The following is a 23,923-nucleotide window of genomic DNA, read 5'->3' on the forward strand; positions in this document are numbered from 1 at the left end:
GCAGAGAGGTCATGTTTAGTGTGCATGAATTGGCAGGAAATCTCTTTAAAACATCGGATTTTATTCAGTGTCAACGAGTGATTCTTGCCGTTTCAGGAGGAAGTGATTCTTTGGCTTTGATGTTTTTGGTCAAGGAACATTTTGAAACACTCTCTGTTTCTCCAGAAATAATTGCTGTTACGGTTGATCACCAATTGCGTAAAGAATCAGCGCGTGAAGCGGAAATTGTTGCGGAAATTTGTCGTACCCATCACATTAAACATATCACTGTGCGGTGGGAAGGCGAAAAACCAAAGACCCATATTGCTGCCAGCGCTCGTGTTGCACGCTATGATCTCTTGGTTTTGGAAGCGCAAAAACAAGGTGCTTCCCTTATTATGACGGGTCATACACTCAATGATCAGGTTGAAACCTATCAAATGCGGTATCAACGTCTCCAAAAGAATAAAGGGATTTTATACGATAAAGCAGGTGCTTTGCGTGATGGTGCTTCTGCGGGCGGTTTTGTCGGTGCTTTGCGCGGTGAAGCGGGTGCTCTGGGTGATGGTGTTCCTGCGGGCGGTTTTGTCGGTGCTTTGCGCGGTGAAGCGGGTGCTCTGGGTGATGGTGTTCCTGCGGGCGGTTTTGCCGGTGCTTTGCACGATAAAGCAGGTGCTCTGGGTGATGAAGATCATGCCAGAAAAACGAGAAGCCATATTGCCGAAAAAAGCTATGACGCCCTCTATGCGCGTGGTTTATCCTGTATTCCGCGTGAGGCATTGTTGCATAGAAAAGTGCGTTTGATTCGTCCGCTTCTTGGTGTCAAACGTCAAACATTGCGGAATTATTTACGTTTACGAGGAAAAACATGGATTGATGATCCAACAAACGAAGATCGCAATTTTGAACGTGTGCGTGTGCGTCAGTCTCTTTCTTCGCAAAAGCTTGCTGATATTGCTCAAAAAATAAATGAAGCCGCATTGCAGCGCCGTCAACAAGCGAAAAATATTGCCGATTTGATCTTAGCGCTGGATATTACGGTTCAACATGGGCGTTGTTTCATCGCAAAGCCTGCATCATTTTTACAAAAACATTCCTGTTTTCCTTTTGTTGTCGGGCTTTTTGCGGTGCTGATGGGGGGGGCGTGTTATTTGCTTCCCAAGCAAAAATTGAGCACACTTGTTCAAAAAATCTGTCTTTATTCTTCAAAAAAAAAGCGTTTTACTTATGCTGGCTGTGTGATTGAATATAATAAAAGTGGGATCGCTTTGTGGCGTGAAGGGCGAAATATGAAAGAGGCTATTGTTGAGCCAGATGCAACGTTCATATGGGATGGGCGTTATCACATTACCAATCATGGATCTGAAGCGATAAAGGTTGGAGCAGCGCATTTAGAACAGCTGAAATCTTTATTGAAAAACAGCAATTTTGATCTTAAAAAACCTCATTTTCCCTCTTTACAATCGCTGCTGATGATTTCAAATGATAAAGGCTGTGATATTCCTGAGTTGATTTCTCAAGCGGTTGTGCATAAAAATGTTATGATCAAGCGGATTATGGCGCCTTTCGATTGGCTTTCTTCACGGGAAGATGATGCGCTGGTGAATGTTGTGGAACCTTTTTTTAATCTTGAGGTGAAAAGATAAAGAAAAATCACTCTAAAAGAGAATAAACTGTCTCTCATCCCTTGGCAAGGGGCTGACAAGATTATATGTTAAGGGGAACTGTTTGAAATCTATATTTGATTAAGTGGGCTGAATATGAATTCCAATTACCGCACTCTCCTCATTTGGGGAGTTATTGCCTTGATTTTGATTGTATCGTTTTCTTTCTTTAATGGAGATAGTCAACGTTCTGGTGGTGGAGAAGTCTCCTATTCTGAATTTTTGCAAAAAGTTGAGAATAACGAGCTAAAATCGGTGACCATTCAAGGTCAAAAGTTAACAGGACAAACTGTCGAACGTAGGACTGTTTCAACTTTTGCACCACGTGATCCTGGTTTGATACAAAAATTGGAAAGCAAAAACGTCAATGTTAAAGCTATTCCTGAAAGCTCTGGAAATAGTATATTCCTTAATCTTCTTTTTTCCTTACTGCCTGTTATTATTATTGTTGGGGCGTGGGTCTTTTTTATGCGGCAAATGCAAAGTGGATCTCGCGGCGCAATGGGATTTGGCAAATCAAAAGCAAGATTGCTTAATGAAGCACAAGGACGTGTTACCTTTAAGGATGTTGCGGGCGTTGAAGAAGCAAAACAAGATCTCCAAGAAATTGTTGAATTTTTACGTGAACCACAAAAATTTCAACGCTTAGGGGGACGTATTCCACGCGGTGTTTTGCTTGTTGGTCCTCCAGGAACCGGTAAAACGCTGTTAGCGCGCTCGGTGGCGGGTGAAGCCAATGTGCCCTTCTTTACCATTTCAGGGTCTGATTTTGTTGAAATGTTTGTCGGTGTTGGGGCAAGCCGTGTGCGGGATATGTTCGAACAGGCTAAAAAAAATGCGCCTTGTATTATCTTTATTGATGAAATCGATGCTGTTGGACGTCATCGGGGTGCTGGATTGGGCGGTGGAAACGATGAACGTGAGCAGACTTTAAATCAGTTGCTGGTCGAAATGGATGGGTTTGAGCCCAATGAAAGTATTATTTTGATTGCGGCAACAAACCGTCCGGATGTGCTTGATCCTGCTTTATTGCGACCAGGGCGTTTTGACCGACAAGTTGTGGTGCCAAATCCCGATGTTTCTGGGCGTGAGCAGATCTTGAAAGTGCATGTGCGCAATGTTCCTCTAGCGCCTAATGTTGATCTGAAAGTTTTGGCAAGGGGAACTCCAGGATTTTCCGGTGCAGATTTGATGAATCTTGTCAATGAAGCGGCTCTTATGGCTGCAAGCCGTAATAAAAGAGTGGTGACGATGCAAGAATTCGAAGATGCAAAAGATAAGGTGATGATGGGGGCTGAACGTCGTTCAACTGCCATGACACAAGAGGAAAAAGAGCTCACGGCTTATCATGAAGCAGGACATGCTATCGTGGCTCTTAATGTGCCGGTTGCTGATCCTGTCCATAAAGCAACAATCGTTCCAAGGGGAAGAGCATTGGGAATGGTGATGCAATTGCCGGAAGGCGATCGCTATTCCATGAGCTATCGCTGGATGATTTCTCGTTTGGCAATCATGATGGGGGGACGTGTGGCTGAAGAATTGAAGTTTGGAAAGGAAAATATCACATCGGGGGCTTCTTCTGATATTGAGCAAGCAACGAAATTAGCCCGTGCCATGATCACACGGTGGGGATTTTCTGATCTGCTTGGAAATGTCGCTTATGGCGATAACCAAGATGAAGTTTTTTTAGGTCATTCTGTTGCGCGAACACAAAATGTTTCTGAAGAAACAGCACGCATGATTGATATGGAGGTGCGTAAGCTTATTGATGATGCCTATAAAAGTGCGACCAATATTTTGAAAAGCAAAAGAAAAGAATGGTTTGCTTTGGCACAAGGATTGTTGGAATATGAAACTTTAACGGGCGCTGAAATTAATGAGGTTATTGCAGGAAAGCCGCCTTCACGGACGCAGAAAGATGAAAACGCTGCGCCACGGGCTTCCTCTGTTCCAAAAACTGGAACAATGAAGGCAGAGGATTCTGTGGTGGATGAAAAAGACGCTAAAACAGCACCTAAAACAGTAGCTCATAAAGCAGAGACCGTTAAAGGTGAGGATGGTGAAGCAGAGGGCGCAGAGGGCGCTGGTGGGAAAAAAATAGCAAAATCCAGTGATACTAAATCCAAGGATACTGAGTCTAAAAAAGCGCAATTGGGTGACACTGGAAAAAAGTCGCAAAGCGCAAAAGGTTCCAAAAAATCAGTTAATCGTTCTCAAAGTAAAAGCAGCGCTGAAAAAAAACCAAATGCTGCGCAATCTGATAAAGGAAAATAAGAGCTTTTTAATAACGCTTGAGTGGCTATGTTTTGGGAAAGTTTCTAAATTCTTTGAGAAGGGCGCGAGCATTGCTTGCGCCTTTGATGTCATATTTTTCAAAATATGGAAGCAAAAAGTTAAGCAAAGCTATATAAAATCATTTTATTATGATGACTTTAGCAGGGGATAAGGTGGTCTGTTTCCTTGCGAATTTGGTAGGGTTTGAGGCGAGGCGATGGATTGCCGGTGTATATTTGGGCCAAGAGTGTGAGGTTTGATAATGGGGATGCAGTGCGGTTTTGGTAGGATGTAAGGCTTGGTGGTGGACTTGCTTTGGAGATTTGGGTAGAGGGCGTGAGGTTAGATGATGGATTGCTATGCAAATTTGGTCCAAGCCGTGAAATATCCTTTGGTTGTTTTACAAGGGATGTGTAAAGGCTTTTTAGAAGATTGCTTTATGTGCAAGACGTAGAAACATTATTGGTTGAGCATGGTTTAGGTTATGTAGATGCGGTAGAGGCTTTTTGATGATCTAAAAAGATGAGGGGCGGGTCCAATGGTCTTATTTATAGGGGGAAGGGAATATGGTGAGGAGATCTATTGTACAAGGGGGCTGTTAGAGTTTTTCGAGAAAAGCCAAGGGAAAAAGGATAAAGGAAAGAGGCATGGTACAAAAATATTTTGGTACAGATGGAATTCGGGGGAAAGCCAATTCATTTCCCATGACACCCGATTTTGCCATGAAAGTAGGGATGGCTGTAGGGGTTTTATTCCGTTCACAACATCAATCGCGTCGTGTGGTGATTGGCAAGGATACCCGATTATCTGGCTATATGTTGGAAAATGCTTTGGTTTCAGGGTTAACTGCTGCAGGAATGGAAGCTTTTTTATTGGGCCCCGTGCCAACCCCTGCTGTTGCAATGCTTTGCCGCTCTTTGCGCGCGGATCTTGGGGTGATGATTTCTGCTTCTCATAATCCTTTCTATGATAATGGAATTAAGCTTTTTGGTCCGGATGGTTTTAAACTTTCAGATGATATGGAAGCGAAAATTGAACAATTAATCGATACAGATCTTTCAAAATCTTTAGCAAGTTCTGCTGAAATTGGTTACGCAAAACGGGTTGAGGGGGATATTTATCGTTATATTGAATATGCCAAACGAACTTTGCCGCGTGATGTTCGCTTGGATGCTGTGCGTATTGTTGTGGATTGTGCCAATGGGGCTGCTTATAAAGCAGCACCCCGTGCTTTATGGGAATTGGGGGCCGAGGTTTTTGCTATTCACGATGAACCTAATGGGACCAACATTAATCAAAAATGTGGTTCAACGGATTTAAGCTCTTTAAAACGTAAAGTGCATGAAGTGCGTGCTGATGTAGGCATTGCGCTTGATGGAGATGGCGATCGTGTTCTCATTGTTGATGAAAAAGCACAAACGGTTGATGGGGATCAGTTGATTGCTGTGATTGCTGAAAATTGGCATAAAATGGGACGATTACGGTGCAATGGTGTTGTCACAACGGTTATGTCTAATTTAGGGTTGGAGCGGTTTTTGAATGCCAAAGGGTTGGACCTTATCAGGACAAAAGTTGGAGATCGTTATGTTGTCGATGCCATGCGTCAAAAGGGATATAATGTTGGCGGTGAGGCTTCAGGGCATATTGTGCTTAGTGATTTTGGAACAACCGGTGATGGGTTGGTGGCGGCTTTGCAGATTTTAGCTTGTATGAAGGAAAATCAAAGCCCTATGAGCCAATTGTGTCAACGGTTTGAACCTGTACCGCAAATTTTAAAAAATGTAACGATTAAAAACAAAAATGTCTTGAAAAAAAACTCCGTCAAAACGGCCATTGATCAAGCAGAAAAGCGGTTAGGAAAAGAGGCACGGTTGGTGATCCGTGCTTCTGGAACTGAGCCGGTTATCCGCCTTATGGCTGAAGGGGATGCACGAGAAGTGTTGGACACAGTTGTGACAGAGTTAATGGATGTGATCACTCATCATGATGCAGGCGTGGGGATTGCACTTGAGGAATCTTGAATTTTTTAAAGGAAATTATCAGCTCATCTTTTGCAAAAAACAAAAAGGGGACTTTTAGGAATGATTTTGTGGAGAAAGATTAATTGAATAGAAGTGCATGACCTTTGAGAATGTTTTTGATGCTTGAAGGGGAAAATAAGAAGATTTTGGGGAATTTGTATGTGCTAAAACGTTTTTTAAAAGAGAAGGGGAAAAATTCTTGAATGGTACAAGGGAAAAGAGATAGGTAAGCTGCTAATCAAAACGGTAATCGAGCAGGTAAAGAAGCGGTTGCTGAAAGCGTTTTGGGACTTTGTGTGATGGTGGAGATTGATCATTTATACATTTGATAGAAGGGGGATCGTGATATAAGAGTGATCGGGAATTTATAAAAAGGGGAATGGTTTACACGAGTAAAAGCGATATCGTTTCGTGCTTCTATCTTTACTTCTATTTTTAGTTGTGTTTCGGGGATGCAATTCATTTTTGGGAGAAAATTCGTGTGTAGGAGATCAAGGAAAATATCGCACAATCCTTAGCCTTGGGGAATGTTCACTTTTTTATATCGCTTTTGCGTTGGCATGTTTTTTTCAGTATAAGGCGATAAAAATGGAAAAAAATATAATGGCAAAAAGATAAAAAACCAACTGCGAAAACAGAAGGGATTCTAAAATACCTATACGGTAAAGTAATCTTCCAATTGAATTTATCATGATGCATTTTACAAGAGGAATTTTGTGAGAAAAGGGATATTTTTTTGGCTTTCGAGAAAGAAGGCAAAATAGCTTTTTTCTTCAAAAAACAATAAATCGCTTCCAATCAGAATTCAATGAAGTCCTTAAAACTTTAGAAATGCCAAAAAATTCCAAGCAATTTGTATCATAAATTTGATATAAAACTAAAAAAGGGAAATAAAATGCCCAATGAAACAAACGGAAGATGAAATAAACAGAAGAAATGTTATTAATATATAAACCATCGATATGATATGATGGACTTGTTTATATACTCTCTTTATTCTTAATTATTCCCATAATAAGCGATACTGAAGCAATAGAGGTTGCATGATTTTCTCTTAAAATGAATAAGAGGATATAACATTAATCATTTCAGATTTAAAACACTGAAAGAAAGCTTTTCAGTTTTTCTTTTCGTGAGGAAGATGATTTTTAAAAAAGAGAGAATGTATTTTCAATTAAGTTAAGTGATCCACAATCGCATTTTAAATACGAATTTGGCATATAGAAAGACCACTTTAAATTTAGCTGATTATTGCTATGAAGCAATACAAACAAAACGAGGAAAATAAAAAAATCAAGTCTTTTGATTAAATGGAGAAAGAGATTGGATATAAAATCCTGCGGGGGTCTTAATGCATAACCTCTCTCCCCAAAAGAGAATATATACCAGAGATTTTCATTTAGCAATTACTTTTAAAGATATGGAGATAAATTAATGTAAAAATCTTTTTTATGCGTACTTGATTGGGTTAGAAATCTATACCAATAGCTTTGGCTTACATCTTTTCGTAGAGTTTTTGGAAGGACGAACAAGCCTTAGGTTTTAAGGTCAAGGAAACCCTTACAGGGCGTCTAATGGCGTCCTTGATTTGAAAACCATAGAGGCTTGTCTTATCCTTCTCACGCGGCTTTGAAATCATGATTAAAGGGGAGAGCTAATAAGGGCGCTATAGTCAAAAAAGCCAATAAACAAGGATTTTGTTGGCGCATTCGTGATGGGGAAAAAGGCTGATCGTCTAAGAGGATATTTCTTCCCGTTTGTTGTTTGCAATTATTGAAAAGGAACTTTAAGCGGTCAATCGTGCTTTTGAAAAAACTTTATTGGCATAATGTGTAAAGCAGTAGGGGGAGGGTGTTGTTTTTTTAAAAAGCGTCGCGGCGTTTGAAGGGGTCGTAGTAAATTTCTGTGACACGGAATTTGCCTTCAAGGCGTTTGCATTGGATGATGACGTCTATCATGGAAATTAATAAGCCGCGGATATCTTCTCTTGCTAGGTTACCACCCCCGTCACTTTCTTTGACAAGAAGGGTCATTTGTTCAAAGGCGGCAAGGGCTGTGGAGGCGTGGACGGTGGTGATAGAGCCAGGGTGACCAGAGTTGACATTGCGGATATAGTAAAAGGCTGTGCCATCACGCAGCTCTTGTAGGAGGATTCTGTCGGGGCGCATGCGCAAGCCCGATTCAAGGAGTTCTTTTGCACCAGCTTTTGCTAAGCCTTGGTTGTCTTTTGAATAAAAGAGTTGCACTTTGTTTGAATGGGGAACGACCAGTTCTGGTGTGTCTTCAATGGTGAGGATGCGTTCATAGTCAGGGATTTTGGCAATTAAAGCTTTGGAGAGGGTGGTTTTACCAGAACCGGTTTTGCCAGAGATTAAGATGTTTTGTTGGGTTGTAACGGCTTTTTCTAAAAAGGTGCAAAAATCTTTGGCTATAAAGAGGTCTGTTAGTTCTTTTTCTGTGTCAGAGAGTTCTTTTTCCCGTTGTATCATTTGTTCAAGGGGGGTAAAACTGACGCCTTGTGTGACGGAGAACAGTTTGTTTTCATGTAAACTTTCAAGGGAAAAGGTGCGGGATGAAGGTTTGCGGATTGTCATGCTGATGGTGTTGGGAGCAACGGCAGGGGGCATAACAATTTGTATGCGTTCGTTATTGGGCAGTGTTGCGGAGAGAACGGGGTTTTCGACACTGATTTTTTGTGTTGTATAGGCAGCAACAACTTTTGCAATGCCTTCTAGCTCACTGTAGGTGAGTTCTGGTATGGTGTGGGTTTGCCAACCATTTTGACCTTCGACGATTACTTCGCCAGGGCGGTTGATGACAATTTCGAATAGGTTTTCGTTATTGAGAAAGTCATCTAGGATTTTTAATTTTGTTAAAACGATAGAGGCGCGTTCTGAATTTTTTGCTGTTGGCATAATGAAACTTTGGGTTTGTGTGTGGGTTTGTGATTTGTGTGGGGGTTAGGGGTTAGGATTTGTGGTTAGGTTTGTGGGGTTAGTGGTGTGGTTAGGGGTGGTGGTTAATGAAAGAAGGAATAGCCTGGTGTGTGGCGAGAGTAAGCGTTGTTTTTTTTGTGGGTGATGGTGAGTTTATAGACGGATGAAAAGTCGAGATCTCTGGCGACGAAGATGTTGACGAGTTCGCCTTGGTATTTTTCTAAGGTAGGGGGGATGTTGATTTGATTTTCAAGGGCAATGGAGGCTGCTTCTTTTCCAGTGTGGCTTACGCCTTCGAAATTGCCGCCTCCGGCGTTGTTTGCGCCTGCTGAATTTGATTTGTTTTGCATTTTGTTGACGAGGGTGGTTGTGGCGCTATCAATAACGCTGAGTAAAAGGGAAGAGCCAAAGCGTTCCCACCAATGGGTGTTGATGTTGCCGTCAAAGCCGGCGCGCCCTAAACTGTCGGTTGCGGGTGAGGCAAGGGGAATGATGACGCCGTTGGGGGTTTTGGCTCTGGTCCAGAGAACAAAGAGGCGGGATTGGCCTTGTTTGATGCCACCGCGGTATTCACCGATGACTTGGGTTCCTTTATCAAGCAGAACAACGCGTCCATTGTCAGAGAGGATATCGCGGTTGATGACACAGCTGGCAAAGCCTGGTTGGTCGCTGTTTAAGGCGGTTTCTAGGATACAGGGGATAGAGGTTCCCATGGCGATGATAAAGTTTCTGTTGCCGATGAGTTTTGCTTTTGTTTCTTCTGTTGTGGTTGGTTTTAATAGGGTGGCAAAATTTTGTGTGTTTTGAGCGGCAGGAGAATTTTGCATATTCTTGAGATTTTCAAGGACATTTAATTTCTCAAAGGGGTTGAGAGTATTGTTGACCACGTCTTTTAAGTGAGATTTAGAGCCTCTAGCAAAGGCGAGCACAGGGGCACGTCTTGCGGCATCAAGTAAGGGGTCGTCTTTTTTGGGGGCTGGTGTGAGTGGTTGGGGAGGGGGCAGGGTTATGGGCGCCATTTTTGCGCGCGGGGTGGAGGGGGCGAGCTCGAGAGGTGCGAGGGTGTTGTGAAAGCTTTGGGCTTGTTTTTTATGAGCTTTTACGGTGTCTTTTTTTTCTTCGGGGGAGGAGAGGATGTTCCAGAGTGCATAGATGCAAAATCCTATGCAGGCTAGAGCGATAACGATTTTTTTGCCAAGGCTTTGGGAGATATTGTTGCGTTTATCGCTGATTGCGCTTCGATCTTCGATTGTTGTTTTATCACTCATAACTGAGCCCCCTTTGATTCCCGCTTTGTTTAAAGATGCTTAAAGATGTTGATGTTTAAAGATCTGATGCGACTTTGCGTTCAACAGATGGTGAGGTTGTTCCGGTTTCTGGATTGATGCCTTTTTGTTGATAGGCTTCGTTAAAGATGCAGAGGACATTTTTGCCATTTCTTAGGGTGAAGCGGGCGCTAATGGCATGGATGATGACCATGTTGCCTTTGGTGGTTTTGGGGACCAGGGATTCTGTACCGTCACTGTTTACAATGTAAATGGCAGGGATTTCTTGGTTGTCTGGAAAGGTAAAGGTTGTGGTTTTGCCATTGTCGTAAACAGAGGCGGGTTCAAGGGTGGTTGAGCCTTGTGCGGTGTAAGCCCAATTGCGTGGTCCATAGGTCTCGGTGGCGTTGAAGATATTATCGATTTGTCTGGCTTGTTGTTTTTGTTGTTGCATCAGGGCGGCGAGCCTTCTTTGTGCGGCTTCATCTTGGGGGTAGCGAAATTTCACGAGGAAATAGGTTTCTTGTGCGGTGGAGATGTCGCCATCTTTGATGATAAGTTCGAATTGATAGGAGCGTTTTGAGCCATCAAGCTTTGTGGTGACAACTTGCAGGTTGGTCATGGGTTGGACTTCCCGTGCTTTGAGGAATAGAATATTGCCAGCGGGGGCGACTTCCCATGCGATGCTGTTGCCAATGGCGACATGGGCAATTTCTTCATTGGCAGAAAATTCTATTTGGACAGAGGAGCGGATAGAGCCAATGATTTTTGTGACATTATAAGCATCATAATTGATAAAGCGAATGCGGCTGTCATTGGGGGCGCGGGTGGGGAAAACACTGGCGTTACTCCAAGGTGTAGGAGAAAGGGCGATGATGCTTAAGAAAAGAAAAAAGATTTTTTTTGTCATGATCAGTTGACCACTTCTGGATCTGTTCTATATTCATTAACAATAAAGCCAAGAGGATTTATCAGGCGGTTTTGCACAGAGATAGGGGCGTTGATATATTCGAAGGTGAGAGTTGAAACCCAATGGGTGATGAATTCTTTGTTGTTTTCATTGTCATGGATTGTTCTGTAGTAACGTACTTGAGCGACATTTTGATTGATAAAGGAGATTGATTTTATAGAGATTGTAACGTTAGCGTGTTTGTAGAGCAGTTGTGGGCTTTGAGGGTTTTTTGCGCCGTACCAGCTGGCAAATCTTTGTTGCTCTTCGGGAGAAGAGAGCAGAGAGACGGTTTCGTAGTTGTTTTGTATCTCTTCTGCGGTGAATCCTTCACGCGAGCGGACATATTTTGCGGCAAAATAGCGTGTGATAGCTTCGTCCACATTGGAGGGGGCTTCTTTTAAAGCTTCTACGACCTCTGTGATGCCGGTTGAATTGTCGACACGGATGACAAAGGGTTCCACGGTTTTAAGGGGTGTGAGGGTGATGACCGCCAGCGAGGACATGAGTGCAGCGATGACGGCAATGCCGGCAATGGTGAGTGAGGCGCGGGTGGTGCGCCGTGCTGCGAGCATGCGGTCTTGATCAAAGGAGCGTGCTTCAGCGATATATTGTTCTAGGTCTTTTTCTTTCATGCTTTTTGCCCGCAGTTTTTATAGGATTTGAGTTCTTCATCGGTTAACTTTTGTGCCAGAAGCGTTTCAGGTTTTGCCTCTTTTAGGGGGGAGGCGCTGTTGTTGCTGATGATAATGGGGGTGGGTGTGGGTTTTTTCCCTTCCCAATTCCACATGGACCGGTTGAGTGGGCGTTTAGAATATCCATCACACTTTGGAAGTGACTTCATTGTGTGTGATGAAGATATACAGCCACTGAGAAAGAGAAATGGTAAAATGACCCCAATTTTTTTAAATTCCCGCATTTTAACTTAGACCTTTATTTTAACTTAGACCTTTTTTAAGAGTGATGCTAATTTTTTAACACCCTTTGTTATTGTGTTGGTTGCTGCATTAGCTGCTTTACCTGTTAGTTGAGCTGTTGCTTTAGCGACTGGTGCTGAGCCTGTAAGGGAAACCCCTCCAGAGGCTAAGCTTGACGCGATATCAGGGAGTCTGAGGAAAAGAAAAATACCCCCAATACCAACAATCAAGAACTGAATTAAAGAAGTCATGATATCATCAACACCTCTTGAAAAAATATTCATCGAAATCTTTACATATAAGCCACCAAGCAGCACGACTAACACATATAAAATGACGAAGTTTGCGACTTGCCCTAACCATGCTTCTGTGAATTTTCTGGTTGAGGAAAACATATAGAGGCTTATAAAGACTGGTCCGATTGATAGGACAAGAAATGACCCCAGTTTAGCAAATAATGAAACGGCAAAACCGACTGTACAAAAAAAGGCAGCAATAACTAAGCAGATAAAACCAGCAATCCATGTCGCAATAAACTTCCCCATTTGAGTCAGACCTGTGTACTGGTTTGCAGCATCCAAAACCTGTGCGCCAGCTTTGCCCATCATATTATCCCATACATTTCGATCTGAATGTGCACCTTGGGTGATATTTGCAATGGCATTCGGCAGATCATGGAAAAATATACCACTGACCCACTCATTATAAAGAGCAGCGTTTGTGGCCAGTGCAACAACAATGCCGAGTTTAAAAGTTGTCACTATAAATTCCCATAAAGGCATGGAAGAACGCCCATAGATGATGTTGTAGCCCATAAATATAATGTAAATTGTACAAGACAGCTTAAGTGGAGCACCTAAGCTTGATGAAAGACTTTTAATGGCGTTACCCATTGCCTCTGTAATGGGATCCATTAACATATTATCTATATCAGTAAATGCGCCTTTGCTTTCTACAGCCATTTAAATGCTCCCCTTTTTATTGTGTCTTAATTATTATTCTATTGTTGTTCAGCTTCTCTTTTAGCGCGCTCTTTTGCTTCTAGTTCAGCTTTCCTTTTTTCAAGATCTTCCCTCATTTGGGCTTTCAGTTTTTCCATTGATTTGCGATTTTCTTCTTCAATTTTACGACTTCTTTCTGCTGCTTTTGCCTGACGTTCCTTATCAAGTTCTAAAAATGCTAACCGCATGTTTTCACAATTTTTTGAAGTTCCTGCAAACCCACATTTCGCATCCCACTCTAAGCGTAACTTTTCATCTTTTTTAAATTCTGCGACGCTATAGGTTTTTTCACATCCAGCAGCAATAAGCCCTGTGCAAAGTAGTAATGTTGTTATGAGAACTTTATTCATTGATATTTCCCCTTTTTCCTTTCAGTTTTACGCGGTTTGAGCACAATTTTTAAATCATGCTAGGATATCGGTTTTTCATAACCGGTGATGATAAATTTAGGGCAGAGACATAATCTTGCCATAAATCTATTATAGAATGCAAAAAGCTCTTTAAGTTGAGCAGCTAAAGCGCCATAGAAGTGCGTCATGGTTGTCGCCTTTTTTTGGTAAGGGGCTCCATTAACATAGTGTCTATATCGGTAAATACGCCTTTGCTTACTATTGCCATTTAGATACTTCGCTATTCGTTGTGTATTTTTATAATTTAATTATTATTTTTGTTGTTTCTCTTTTTGTTCTTTTTCAGTGCGCTCTTTTACCCCAAATGTATTTTTCCATATTTCTTTAGCTTTTGCCTGACGTTCCTTCTCAAGTTCTAAAAATGCTAACCGCATGTTTTCACAATTTTTTGAAGTTCCTGCAAATCCACATTTCGCATCCCACTCTAAGCGTAATTTTTCATCTTTTTTAAATTCTGCAACGCTATAGGTTTTTTCACACCCAGCAGCGATAAGCCCTGTGCAAAGCAGCAATGTTGTTATGAGAACTTTATTCATTGATATTTCCCCTTTTTCCTTTCAGTTTTACGCGGTTTGAGCACAATTTTTAAATTATGCTGGTTATCGGTTTTTCATAACCGGTGATGATAAATTTAGGGCAGAGACATAATCTTGCCATAAATCTATTATAAAGTGCAAAAAGCTCTTTAAGTTGAGCAGCTAAAGCGCAATAGAAATGCGTTATGGTTGTCGCCATTGTTTTAGTAAGGGGCTCCATCAACATAGTGTCTATATCAGTAAATACGCCTTTGGTTTCTACAGCCATTTAGATGCTCCGCTATTTATCATATGGGTTCGCGTTCCATACAAAATCGAATTTTTATGCTTTAATTACTGTTCTGTTGACTTTCAGACTGTTCTTTCATTTTTTTCTTATCATCATTTTTACGATATTTATTTAGATAGTTATCAAAATTTTCTTGACGCACTTCTTCTATTGCTTTGTCTAAATTTTTACAATTTTGTGAATCTCCTGTCCATCCACACTTACGTCTCCATTTATCGCGTAATTTTTCATCTTTTTTAAATTCTGCGACGCTATAGGTTTTTTCACACCCAGCAGCGATAAGCCCTGTGCAAAGCAGTAATGTTGTTATGGTGATCGTGTTCATGATTAATGATTGTCCCCTTGTTTTTCAGCTTCTCTTTTAGCGCGCTCTTTCGCTCTTCGTTCTTCTTCCGCGCGTTCTTGTGCTTTTTCTTCAGCTTTTCTTTTTTCTATTTCAGCTTTCCTTTTTTTTATTTCAGCTTGCATTCTTTGATGTTCAGCTTCCATTTCGGCTTTAGTTTTTTCCATAGCATCATGAAAACTTTTGTTCTGTTCCCTAATTCTCTCTGCAGATTTTGCTTCATATTCTTTCTGAAGTTCTAAAGCTGCTAATCTTAGGTTTTCACAGTTTTTTGAAGTTCCTGCGAAGCCACATTTTGCTCCCCATTCGTCCATTAATTTTGGATTTTTTTTAAATTCTGCGACGCTATAGGTTTTTTCACAACCAGCAGCGATAATTCCAGTGCAAAGTAGTAATGTTGTTATGAGAACTTTATTCATTGATATTTCCCCTTTTTCCTTTCAGTTTTACAAGGTTTGAGCACAATTTTTAAACCATGCTAGGATATTGGTTTTTCACAACCAATGATGGTCAATCTAGGGCAGTGACATAATGTTACCATAAATCTATTATAGAGTTTACAAGGCTCTTTAAGTTGAGCAGCTAAAGCGCAATAGAAATGCGTTATGGTTGTCGCCATTGTTTTTTTAAGGGGCTCCATCAACATATTGTCTATATCTGTGAATACGCCTTTGGTTTCTATAGCCATTTAAATGCTCCGCTCTTCATTGTGTCTTTTTATAATTTAATGGTTATGTTGTTCTTCTGCCGCGTGCTCTTTTGCTCTTTGTTCTTCCTCAGCGCGTCGCTTTGCTTCTTGTTCAGCTAATTTCCTTTTAGTATTAGCTTCCATTTTTTCAAGTCTGGCTCTCATTTCAGCTTTAGCTTTGTCCATTGCTTTACGATAACGTTCGTCATCTTCACGGGCTCTTTCTTCAGCTTGTGCTTCATATTCTTTTTCGAGTTCAAGCCCTGCTAATCTTAGGTTTTCACAGTTTTTTGAAGTCCCTGTGAAGCCACATCTTGCTCCCCATTCTTCCATCAACTTTGGATTTTTTTAAATTCTGCGACGCTATAGGTTTTTTCACAGCCAGCTGTGATAAGCCCTGTGCAAAGCAGTAATGTTGTTATGGTGATCTTGTTCATGATTAATGATTGTCCCCTTGTTGTTCAGCTTCTCTTTTAGCACGCTCTTCTGCTCTTCGTTCTTCTTCCGCGCGTTCTCTTGCTTTTCGTTCGGCTCTTCTTTGTTGAAGTTCAGCTTCCATTTCGGCTTTAGCTTTTTCCATAGCATCACTAAAACTTTTGTTCTGTTCCCTAATTCTCTCTGCAGCTTTTGCTTCATATTCTTTCTGAAGTTCTAAAGCTGCTACTCTTAGGTTTTCACAGTTTTTTGAAGTCCCTGTGAACCCACATTTTGCTCCCCATTTTTCCATCAACTTTGGATCTTTTTTAAATTCTGCGACGCTATAGGTTTTTTCACATCCAGCAGCAATAAGCCCTGTGCAAAGTAGTAATGTTGTTATGGTGATCTTGTTCATGGCTTGGATTCTCTCCAGATCTTATCTATTCTTTTCTGATCTTCTTTAATTCTAGCTCGCCATTTAGCGGCTTCTTCTTCTCTCCGTTTTTCACGTTCAGCTTCTCTTTTAGCGCGCTCTTTTGCTTCTTGTTCTTCTTCCGCGCGTTCTCTTGCTTTTTCTTCAGCTTTTCTTTTTTCTAGTTCAGCTTTTCTTTTTTCAAAGTCAGCTTTCCATTTTTCATGTCTAGCTTTTTGTTCAGCTTCAAATTCTTCATATCTTTTGCGATTTTCTTCTGAAATTTTTGCCCGACGTTCTTTCTCAAGTTCAAGCCCTGCTACTCTTAGGTTTTCACAATTTTTTGAAGTCCCTGTGAAGCCACATCTTGCTCCCCATTCTTCCATCAACTTTGGATCTTTTTTAAATTCTGCGACGCTATAGGTTTTTTCACAGCCAGCAGCAATAAGCCCTGTGCAAAGTAGTAATGTTGTTATGGTGATCTTGTTCATGATTAAACCCCTCTCTTTTTCCCTTTATTGTCCACGCAGTTTTTGGGCTAAAGCTTTGTATCGTGCTTTAAATTCTTCCAGTTCACGTCTTTCAGCTGCTTTTTCTTCTGCTTGTTGAATCATGGCGGCGGCTTGCATTTGAAGGACTTGTGTTTGCAGCTTGGCTTGTATGGCTGATAATTGTGCTTGAATGCCTTGAATTTCACCAGCCTCTTCAGTGTTTCCAAGCTTATCGAGAAGCTTGTTAATCTCTTTTTGTGTTTCACTGGCTTCTTCATAGACATCTTGGCCTTTGGCCGCTTGTCCTACCACGCGCTGTTCGGCTTTTTTTACTTCCTCTGCGTAAAAAGCATCCACCGCTTCTTTGGACCCCGCGCCCCCCGCGGGCTCTTTGTATTTAAGCTCTTCTTGCCATTTTTGCGCGTTTTTGCTGCCGCCGCCACCTCCTCCCCCGCTGCCCCCGCTGCCCATTGAGTGTTGAAAGTTGTTAAAGTCTGAAGGAAGAGCGCCATTGCTCCCTTGCTGGTTAAACATTTCTTTTAAGCTCGAAATGTCAGGTTTGGCATTTAAGGAGCTATAGAGTTGTTTCATTTGATCGAGTTGGCTCTTTAATTGATCAAGCTGCTTGTACCCTTGTTGAACTTGCTCTGATGCTTTCTTAACTTGTTCTTTCAATTGGTTAAGTTGCCCTATGTTTTGCTGCAGTATTTGCCAATCAAAGGGACCTCCAAATGCATTTGCTTGAGGGCTAAAAGAAATTGCGCAGAAGGCTGTTGCCAATAAAAGTTTCTTCATTGTTTTGACCTTTCTTGGAAAATTGGAAGCCATTTTTCTGGAGAGTCACCAACTTCATCCATAATGGTCTCTAACAGTTCAATGTTTTTGGTGGTGCCACTTAAAATGGCGATTTCATCATCAAAACCCCGTAAATTCAGCTCTGCTACAACAGAACTTTGTCCTTGTTTGATGAGAAAACGCCGCGACTCCCGGCTTAATTCTGTTTGTATGAGGTTAAATTCCCTGTCGGATAATTTAAAACCTTCTACATAATCCCCATGATTGCCCTTTTGATTGGGAAAATAAATCTGAGTAGGGCATTGCTCTATAATGGTGTGCGCTATCGTCGAATTAAGCGCATCTTTGGGAGATTGCGTGGCAAATAACATCAGCCCATTCTGTTTCCGAATGGTCTTTAGCCTATCTTGCGCAAAGGCTTTAAAGGAATCATCCTCTAGCGCTTTCCAAAACTCATCAATGACAATGATAATACGGCGCCCGTCAATCAGAGACAGAATTCGATGAAATAAATACATCATTAACGGTGGACGAATTTCATCATTGTCCAAAAAATCCGTCATATCATAACCAATAAACTTGGCTTCAATGCCTATGTCATCATCTGGATTGTCAAAAACCCACCCCAAGGCATTGCCTTTACACCATCTCTCTAAACGCCCCGATATCCCCTCGCGATGCGTCGTGTCAAAAAACATCTGTAGCGCCGATATGGTCCGTTGCTCCTTTGGCAATAGAGCAAGTTGGTCAACCGCAGCAGAAATATCTTGCCTTTCCGATTCACTAATATTTTGACCCTCAGAAGAAACAAGCTTGGTAATCCATTGGCGTAAAAACACCCTATCGGCGGGATTGTTATAATCTAAACCTTTTAGTGGCGCTATGCCTGTTGGTTTCCCATTTTTCAAAGGCATATAGGTGCCGCCACCGGCTCTGACAAAAAGCTCCGCACCACGGTCCTTATCAAAAAACACCATATTTGGATCATGCTTTTGAAGTTGTGCTAAAAGAAAATTAACAATAACCGTTTTACCAGAACCAGACGGACCACAAACAAACGTGTTGCCTAAATCACCAAAGTGAAAGTTAAAATAAAAGGGAGAACCCGCAGAAGTCTTCATTAAGGCAACCGCTGGTCCCCACACATTGCCATCTATTTTGCCAACCGGAAAAGAATGAAAAGGTGAAAGCGCGGCATAATTGCGGCTGGTTATCGCGCCAGAGCGGGTGCGATAGGCATAATTGCCCGGTAATTGTGCCCACCAAGCCGCTGCTAACCCCAAATCTTCTCGCGCAATGACTGCGCCACCATCTGTTAGACGAGAACGCGCTTTGGCAAGATTATCAGTTAATTCTTGCGGCGTATCAGCAAAAACGGCTAACGATAAATGATGCTCCCCTAAAACAAAACGATTGGACTCAAGATCATCAAGTGCATCATCCAATTCCACAATTTGTGAACCCGCACGGTCGCCAGCATTAACCATTTGATTTTGTTTACGACCCATAATCTGCTTGGCTGCATTCTTGCTCTTGAAAATAAAAGATTGCGTAAAAATAAACTCAAAGGGAAGCGTTAAAAGACCATCCGCCATGCCTATTCTGGTTTTTGCTGGATATTCTTTCCAGCCAAACATGCCGGCAAAACGCTGTCCCGCCTCGGTGCGTATTTCTATGATCTCTTTCCCAAAAATCAGACGGTCTGAATAAACAGTCGACGCTATCGTCCCCCATGTCAGCGGGACACGTTCACGACGCCCCCCTACCAATTGGTGGATAAACTCACTTTGTTGCGAATAAATAGTGCCTTCATGCTCATAAAGACTAAGCCTTCTGGCGCCATAACGCTCTAAATTTTGAATAAGATCTGTCGTAATATCTTCAAGTTTACGAACGGATTCCGCATCAACTTCTGTCTTTTCTTGTTTGGCTTTGCCTAAACGCTTGAAAAATTCTAATAATTTATCCGTCTTATCAACGTGCGGATTCCACAAAATCGAAAGATAAAGATCATTGCGATATAACTCTTGAGAAACCATCCGTTCACGGTATTTATCATCCAATTGCTTGGCAAATGCCGAGCGAAAAGTGCCATCCGGATAAACAGTCTCACGCTTTCGGATAATATGGCTGTAAAGAGCAATACGCTCATCCGCAACGTTTTTAAAAAGATTATTAAGCTGTTCGTGAAGAACATTTAGATCAATAATATCGGCTGTTTCAAAGTTAATGCCCTCAAGAGCAATAACGCTCATGAGAGCACGCGAATCAAGCGCAATGACATGCTTGTTAACATGGCGAACATACGGAATGATCGCCTCTGGCTGCTTTTCACGTTTGCGCTCTATCGTTTTCATTATAATTCCTCATAATTACGAATTAATCGTAATGGAGAAATACTTCCCCCACCCCATAACTTAGAATTCCTGGCAAAAATAGTTGTCTTTTGCCATGTCAGAAGAATACGAAATTTATTGTGGTCGTTTTTAAGAATTTCCTTAAAAATAAAATGCACCGCTACACCAACAGTGAGAAGAAAAATATTGCCTGACATAATAAACAATATCATCGACCCTATCCCATTTAACCCCATAGCTTCCACCGTCACGCCTGCAATCATTGCAGGGCGCGTGCAAGCAAGAAATAACGTATCCTCTGTTAGCTTATCTTGCTCTTGCATGGCTTTGAAAGATAAAGTTTAATTGGAAATCATTGATACAATTTGCGATGCACCCATAACAATGCCGATGCCAACACAAACAAAAAAAGCCTTACGCATTTCAACATAACCAGCAATCCATGCAAGACCAATACCCGCAACCGCAATGGTCGCAATCGATCTTGCAATTGATCCTGTTAAAGCCTCGATTACTTTTTTAAGCGCATCGTCAATTTTGCCAAAACCATCGGCAAATGCTGGCTCACTGAGTGCAAGGAAAGCAATAAAAAGCATTAAGGCTGTTGTTAACCATTTCTTTTGTGTGTTGGAAAAGGCTAATTTTGATAAAGTACGGCTAGTCGTAAAGTGATTATTTATTTTAGGCATAAAAATGTCCCCGCGTATTAAAATAAAAAATTGCTTTGTAAGATGCGTTCATTGATGAACGGATTATTTATGTTTTTCATGAAAATTCCCCGCTCTATGTTGAAGTTACTTATAAAATTAATCGTTAAAATATTAATTGGGAATCATATAAATGAAAAAAAAAATTTTTTTTCTATTCATAAATTAACAATATTTAATTTTTTTTCAGTGAACAAACAATAAAATACAGTAATATTCAAAATGATACTTTTAAAATATCGTCAATCAGTGCTGAAATATTTGCTCTTAATCTTTATTATTATTTTAGGATACTTTTATTTTAGCGAAAATTTTGAAAACATTATTCACAGTGATTTCTTTAAAAGATTGGAAAAATCAGTTCAAAGTTCGAAGGCAAAATTTATAGACAACAAAAACCAACAAGAGAAAAATCAACAAAATGTGATGTTGCATCAAAAACCTTTGCATCAGGAATCATTGGCATCAGAATCATTGTCGTCACAGTTTTATGAAGAAAATGTTCCCGTTTATTCTGGTTCTATACAAGTTACCAGTGGTGTTACCTTTAAAATGATCACACCAACAGATGATGGCTGGAGAAAAAGGATCGTCCGTGATATTCGCCTCTATGGTGTGGAAACCTGTGAAACGCGGCAATTTGCCACCCGCAATGGGATTAAGTGGCCCTGTGGGGCTTTTGTCACGGCGTGGCTTGTCTCAAAAACAATCGATAAAAATGTTACGTGTAGGCAAGCCCGTGTCATTCAACAAATTCACTATGCACAATGTTTTGTAAATGGGGTTGATCTTGCACGTTTAGGGCTTGCAGAAGGATTGATGGTTTTGACAAAAGATCAGCATAATTTTCCTTCTCCCGCAGACTATAAAAACTTACAATTTACAGCTCAAAAAGAACAAATTGGCTTGTGGTCGAGCCAATTTCAACAACCAGAAGAGTGGAGAAGAGATCACGGGAGCTATAATCCCATTGACCATAATTGATATGGATCATTATTGATCAAGCAGACAAGCGGTTGTTAAAAGATAATACATTGATTTATACGATACTTTACTGTTTTTCATGTTGAGTGAGAGTCCAAAATAACGTAGGCTTTTCTCATTTCAAATCTGTTTATCTTGAATCAATTAAAATGACTTGCTTGCATGTCATAAGTGGGGCTGGTGTGTGGGTAAAAACTGTACAAGAAAGCACTAATAATAGTTTTTCATAAATCGTCTTCCAAGCCCAAGGGAGAGTCGCAACACTTAAAGGTTGGTACAAGTCGTGTGATGGTGCCGGCTTGCTTCTTTTGATCAAGCGTAAAGATGGTGGTGCTCAATATTTATAACGTATAATTGACATTGATAATTGATGGGGCTTTATCGTTATACCATTTATGGTCGGCGCCGTGAAATGGGGGTGACGAGCGTTAGTGAGATGTCTCTTTAAAAGAAGCACGGTTGGTGATCCGTGCTTTCTGGAACTGAGCCGGTGATTTGCATGATGGGGCAAGGAGATACACGAGAAGTGTTGGATACGGTCGTGACAGAGTTAATGGATGTGATTACCCATCATGATGCACGTGTGGGGGCACCGCTTGAGGAATCTTGAATTTTTTAAAAGGTAAGCGATCAGGTTATCTTTTGAGAAAAACAGAAGGGGGTTTTGGGAATGATTTGTTGGAGGAAAGTTAATTGAGTAGACGCTGAGTGACCTTTGAGAATGTTTTTGATGCTTGAAGGGGGGGTAAGAGAAGATCTTGAGGAGTTTTGTGTGTGCTAAAACGAGCCTCTTGAGAGAGAGGGGAAAAATTCTTGAATTATATACAAGGAAAATATGCGTGTTCAGAATAATCTGAATATATTCAAATCAGTGAGATGACCTTCGGTTGTGGTAAAAGGGCTGATGAAAATATAGAGAAAAGCAAAACAGCTTTTTTCTTAAAAAAACAATAAATCACTTCAAATCAAACCAGAACTTTTAACTGAAATATTGCCTAATACTGCCATGTTTCATAAACCTGGGCTTGCAGTGTGCAAGGGATTTTAGCTGTTCTATGGAATTTTGAGCTAAAATGAAAGGGATTTCTTCTCAAGGGCTTGAGGAAGCTTAAAAAAACACAAAGAAGTGCTTTCTTTTGTAATATAAAGAAAGCACTTCGAGGGGGGATTAGGTATACACCATTACATATTTTATTCTGAAAAGCGGTCTTTTTTATCTTTTTTCCACAGGAAATAAGTTGCTAGTCCCAAAATGGGCACACTCAATTTGGCAAAAGGCAGATGTTGACTGAGAACAGCAAGGCTGGAAACGGTCGCATCTGTCATCAGTTTGTGGCGTTGTTCTTCGGTCTTTTTTTGTTGATCATAGCGTTGATAAGCCTTGAGAACACGGTTGATGATAAGCGCTAATCCTGCAACAACAAGCCAAATTATAAACATGATACTAGCGGCGGCAAGAGGTGTCATCATAGAACATAAGGCAATAAAACCGATGAGACATAAAAAAAGCAAAGCCATGAAAAATGAAATGCCAATAACGCCACAGCAAATGGCTTGAAGGCGCACTTGCTTGACAGTGCTTTTTAGCCCTCCACCGACAAGATAGTTTAAAAGAGGAGCGATAAACTTATGCATTGCTTAACGACGCAGTAATTGAGAAAGAATAAAACCAACGCCTGCAGCAAACAAAACACTTTTGCCAGGATTTTTGCGAACGCATTCATTCATCGTTTGTTCAAGATCACTGATTTTGTCTTTTGCTTGAGACATCATGTCTTCACTGCTTTCTTTGGCGGAGTGATACAGTTTTTCCGCTTTGTCTTTGGCTACATTGAATTTTTTTGAACCAAGATCTGTCAGTGTTGAAGCCATCCCTGAAACTTCATGGCGTAACGTTTCTAATTGTCCCTGAAGATCTTTTTGTAGGGCTTTTTCTACTGCTGTCTTATTATTTTGTGTTGTTTTATTATTGGCCATGATGTTTTTTCCCTCTCTGGATATGTTTTAATATATTTGTGTTGTTCATCGTAATTATTTGCATTGGAGTAAAAATTTTTACTGCTGGGGTAACGCTAAAAGTTTTTTTTAGTTCCCTTCGTTTTGTGCCATTTAAAATTGTTTTTGATAAAATAAATTTTATCGATCACTCGGCCTATAAAGAGGGGTTTTGTTTCGTAAAGAAACGCATCTGTTGAATTTATTGAAATTGTCTTATGCTTTTGAAAGGAAATTAGCACTATTTTTTCGCTTTTTATGGAGCTGTTTTTAAATATGACACAAAGGAAAAAGTGCGAACACCTTTGAAGAAACAAGCAAGTGCAAAAGCTAGTTGTGTTAGGGGAGGGTGATACAGTATTTTATAAAAATTCGAGATATCTCTCCAATCTATCGTTGGTTAGTTTTTAACATTATGGCGTTTTTTTCTTCGTTTTCTTTAGAGCGTGCAGTTTTTTTGTTGTTTATCAATCAACATCCGAATTTAACGCAA

General features: G+C 40.8%; 23 protein-coding genes and 3 pseudogenes. 5 read left to right on the forward strand and 21 right to left on the reverse strand.

Features of this window, described 5'->3' with window-relative positions; all coding sequences use genetic code 11:
* The first annotated feature begins 11 nt into the window (after nt 1-11).
* The 3 genes from tilS to glmM (FNZ60_RS01805) all read left to right on the forward strand — a co-directional run bounded on the left by tilS (nt 12) and on the right by glmM (FNZ60_RS01805) (nt 5,938).
* Nucleotides 12-1,625 carry a tRNA lysidine(34) synthetase TilS gene (tilS, locus tag FNZ60_RS01795; protein ID WP_142416033.1) on the forward strand — a complete coding sequence of 538 codons (1,614 nt, stop codon included), beginning with the start codon at nt 12-14 and terminating at the stop codon, nt 1,623-1,625.
* A gap of 114 nt (nt 1,626-1,739) precedes the next feature.
* On the forward strand, nt 1,740-3,917 hold the full coding sequence (gene ftsH, locus FNZ60_RS01800; RefSeq protein ID WP_142416034.1) for an ATP-dependent zinc metalloprotease FtsH: 2,178 nt from the start codon (nt 1,740-1,742) through the stop codon (nt 3,915-3,917).
* Nucleotides 3,918-4,564: 647 nt separating this feature from the next.
* Complete coding sequence (glmM, locus tag FNZ60_RS01805) at nt 4,565-5,938, forward strand: phosphoglucosamine mutase (protein WP_142416035.1); 1,374 nt, start codon at nt 4,565-4,567, stop codon at nt 5,936-5,938.
* 1,862 nt (nt 5,939-7,800) lie between these two features.
* Here glmM (FNZ60_RS01805) and virB11 read toward each other — a convergent pair.
* From virB11 to FNZ60_RS01905, 19 genes and pseudogenes are all read right to left on the reverse strand, one after another.
* A complete protein-coding gene (virB11, locus tag FNZ60_RS01810; protein WP_142416036.1) occupies nt 7,801-8,853 on the reverse strand; it encodes a P-type DNA transfer ATPase VirB11 in 1,053 nt (350 codons plus the stop codon).
* A 104-nt stretch (nt 8,854-8,957) separates the two neighbouring features.
* Nucleotides 8,958-10,142 carry a type IV secretion system protein VirB10 gene (gene virB10 / locus FNZ60_RS01815; protein WP_142416037.1) on the reverse strand — a complete coding sequence of 395 codons (1,185 nt, stop codon included), beginning with the start codon at nt 10,140-10,142 and terminating at the stop codon, nt 8,958-8,960.
* A 55-nt stretch (nt 10,143-10,197) separates the two neighbouring features.
* Nucleotides 10,198-11,049 (reverse strand): P-type conjugative transfer protein VirB9, encoded by an 852-nt coding sequence (gene virB9 / locus FNZ60_RS01820; protein WP_142416038.1) that lies wholly within the window; start codon nt 11,047-11,049, stop codon nt 10,198-10,200.
* Between the two features lie 2 nt (nt 11,050-11,051).
* Nucleotides 11,052-11,723: a VirB8 family type IV secretion system protein gene (locus FNZ60_RS01825; protein ID WP_142416039.1), complete on the reverse strand. Its 672-nt coding sequence runs from the start codon at nt 11,721-11,723 to the stop codon at nt 11,052-11,054.
* Nucleotides 11,720-12,007, reverse strand: coding sequence for a type IV secretion protein VblB7 (locus FNZ60_RS01830; protein WP_142416040.1), 288 nt, complete (start codon nt 12,005-12,007; stop codon nt 11,720-11,722). Before FNZ60_RS01830 ends, FNZ60_RS01825 begins: the two co-directional genes overlap by 4 nt.
* A gap of 24 nt (nt 12,008-12,031) precedes the next feature.
* The gene (locus FNZ60_RS01835; RefSeq protein WP_142416041.1) at nt 12,032-12,967 is read right to left on the reverse strand and encodes a TrbL/VirB6 family protein; all 936 of its coding nucleotides are present in this window, start codon (nt 12,965-12,967) and stop codon (nt 12,032-12,034) included.
* A 38-nt stretch (nt 12,968-13,005) separates the two neighbouring features.
* A complete protein-coding gene (locus FNZ60_RS01840; protein ID WP_142416042.1) occupies nt 13,006-13,356 on the reverse strand; it encodes an EexN family lipoprotein in 351 nt (116 codons plus the stop codon).
* 311 nt (nt 13,357-13,667) lie between these two features.
* Entirely contained in the window at nt 13,668-13,952 is a 285-nt protein-coding gene (locus FNZ60_RS01850; RefSeq protein WP_142416043.1) for an EexN family lipoprotein, read from the reverse strand.
* 49 nt (nt 13,953-14,001) lie between these two features.
* The gene (locus FNZ60_RS01855) at nt 14,002-14,220 is read right to left on the reverse strand and encodes a hypothetical protein (RefSeq protein WP_142416044.1); all 219 of its coding nucleotides are present in this window, start codon (nt 14,218-14,220) and stop codon (nt 14,002-14,004) included.
* 61 nt (nt 14,221-14,281) lie between these two features.
* A complete protein-coding gene (locus FNZ60_RS01860) occupies nt 14,282-14,566 on the reverse strand; it encodes an EexN family lipoprotein (RefSeq protein ID WP_142416045.1) in 285 nt (94 codons plus the stop codon).
* Nucleotides 14,567-14,568: 2 nt separating this feature from the next.
* A complete protein-coding gene (locus FNZ60_RS01865; RefSeq protein WP_142416046.1) occupies nt 14,569-15,003 on the reverse strand; it encodes an EexN family lipoprotein in 435 nt (144 codons plus the stop codon).
* A gap of 59 nt (nt 15,004-15,062) precedes the next feature.
* Nucleotides 15,063-15,272, reverse strand: a complete 210-nt coding sequence (locus FNZ60_RS01870; RefSeq protein ID WP_142416047.1) for a hypothetical protein — start codon at nt 15,270-15,272, stop codon at nt 15,063-15,065.
* Nucleotides 15,273-15,308: 36 nt separating this feature from the next.
* A pseudogene (locus FNZ60_RS01875) lies at nt 15,309-15,709 on the reverse strand (EexN family lipoprotein).
* 2 nt (nt 15,710-15,711) lie between these two features.
* On the reverse strand, nt 15,712-16,104 hold the full coding sequence (locus tag FNZ60_RS01880) for an EexN family lipoprotein (protein ID WP_142416048.1): 393 nt from the start codon (nt 16,102-16,104) through the stop codon (nt 15,712-15,714).
* Nucleotides 16,105-16,199: 95 nt separating this feature from the next.
* A pseudogene (locus FNZ60_RS01885) lies at nt 16,200-16,592 on the reverse strand (EexN family lipoprotein); the annotation flags it as partial.
* Nucleotides 16,593-16,616: 24 nt separating this feature from the next.
* Nucleotides 16,617-17,387, reverse strand: a complete 771-nt coding sequence (locus tag FNZ60_RS01890) for a TrbJ/VirB5 family protein (protein ID WP_142416049.1) — start codon at nt 17,385-17,387, stop codon at nt 16,617-16,619.
* Nucleotides 17,384-19,744, reverse strand: a complete 2,361-nt coding sequence (locus FNZ60_RS01895; RefSeq protein WP_142416050.1) for a VirB4 family type IV secretion/conjugal transfer ATPase — start codon at nt 19,742-19,744, stop codon at nt 17,384-17,386. The genes FNZ60_RS01890 and FNZ60_RS01895 overlap by 4 nt, the downstream gene beginning before the upstream one ends.
* The gene (locus FNZ60_RS01900; RefSeq protein ID WP_142416051.1) at nt 19,744-20,067 is read right to left on the reverse strand and encodes a VirB3 family type IV secretion system protein; all 324 of its coding nucleotides are present in this window, start codon (nt 20,065-20,067) and stop codon (nt 19,744-19,746) included. Before FNZ60_RS01900 ends, FNZ60_RS01895 begins: the two co-directional genes overlap by 1 nt.
* Nucleotides 20,068-20,085: 18 nt before the next feature.
* On the reverse strand, nt 20,086-20,433 hold the full coding sequence (locus tag FNZ60_RS01905; protein ID WP_142416052.1) for a TrbC/VirB2 family protein: 348 nt from the start codon (nt 20,431-20,433) through the stop codon (nt 20,086-20,088).
* Nucleotides 20,434-20,673: 240 nt separating this feature from the next.
* Between FNZ60_RS01905 and FNZ60_RS01910 the strand changes: the two genes are divergently transcribed.
* Together FNZ60_RS01910 and glmM (FNZ60_RS01920) are read left to right on the forward strand one after the other, a co-directional pair.
* Complete coding sequence (locus tag FNZ60_RS01910) at nt 20,674-21,435, forward strand: nuclease (protein ID WP_142416053.1); 762 nt, start codon at nt 20,674-20,676, stop codon at nt 21,433-21,435.
* A 447-nt stretch (nt 21,436-21,882) separates the two neighbouring features.
* Nucleotides 21,883-22,045, forward strand: a pseudogene (glmM, locus tag FNZ60_RS01920) (phosphoglucosamine mutase); the annotation flags it as partial.
* A gap of 581 nt (nt 22,046-22,626) precedes the next feature.
* Here the strand turns inward: glmM (FNZ60_RS01920) and FNZ60_RS01925 are convergent.
* On the reverse strand, nt 22,627-23,070 hold the full coding sequence (locus FNZ60_RS01925) for a phage holin family protein (protein WP_142416054.1): 444 nt from the start codon (nt 23,068-23,070) through the stop codon (nt 22,627-22,629).
* A gap of 3 nt (nt 23,071-23,073) precedes the next feature.
* The gene (locus tag FNZ60_RS01930) at nt 23,074-23,412 is read right to left on the reverse strand and encodes an ElaB/YgaM/YqjD family protein (RefSeq protein ID WP_142416055.1); all 339 of its coding nucleotides are present in this window, start codon (nt 23,410-23,412) and stop codon (nt 23,074-23,076) included.
* Nucleotides 23,413-23,923: the final 511 nt, after the last annotated feature.

Origin of the sequence: Bartonella massiliensis (assembly GCF_902150025.1) — a bacterium.
GTDB classification, from domain to species: Bacteria; Pseudomonadota; Alphaproteobacteria; order Rhizobiales; family Rhizobiaceae; genus Bartonella; species Bartonella massiliensis.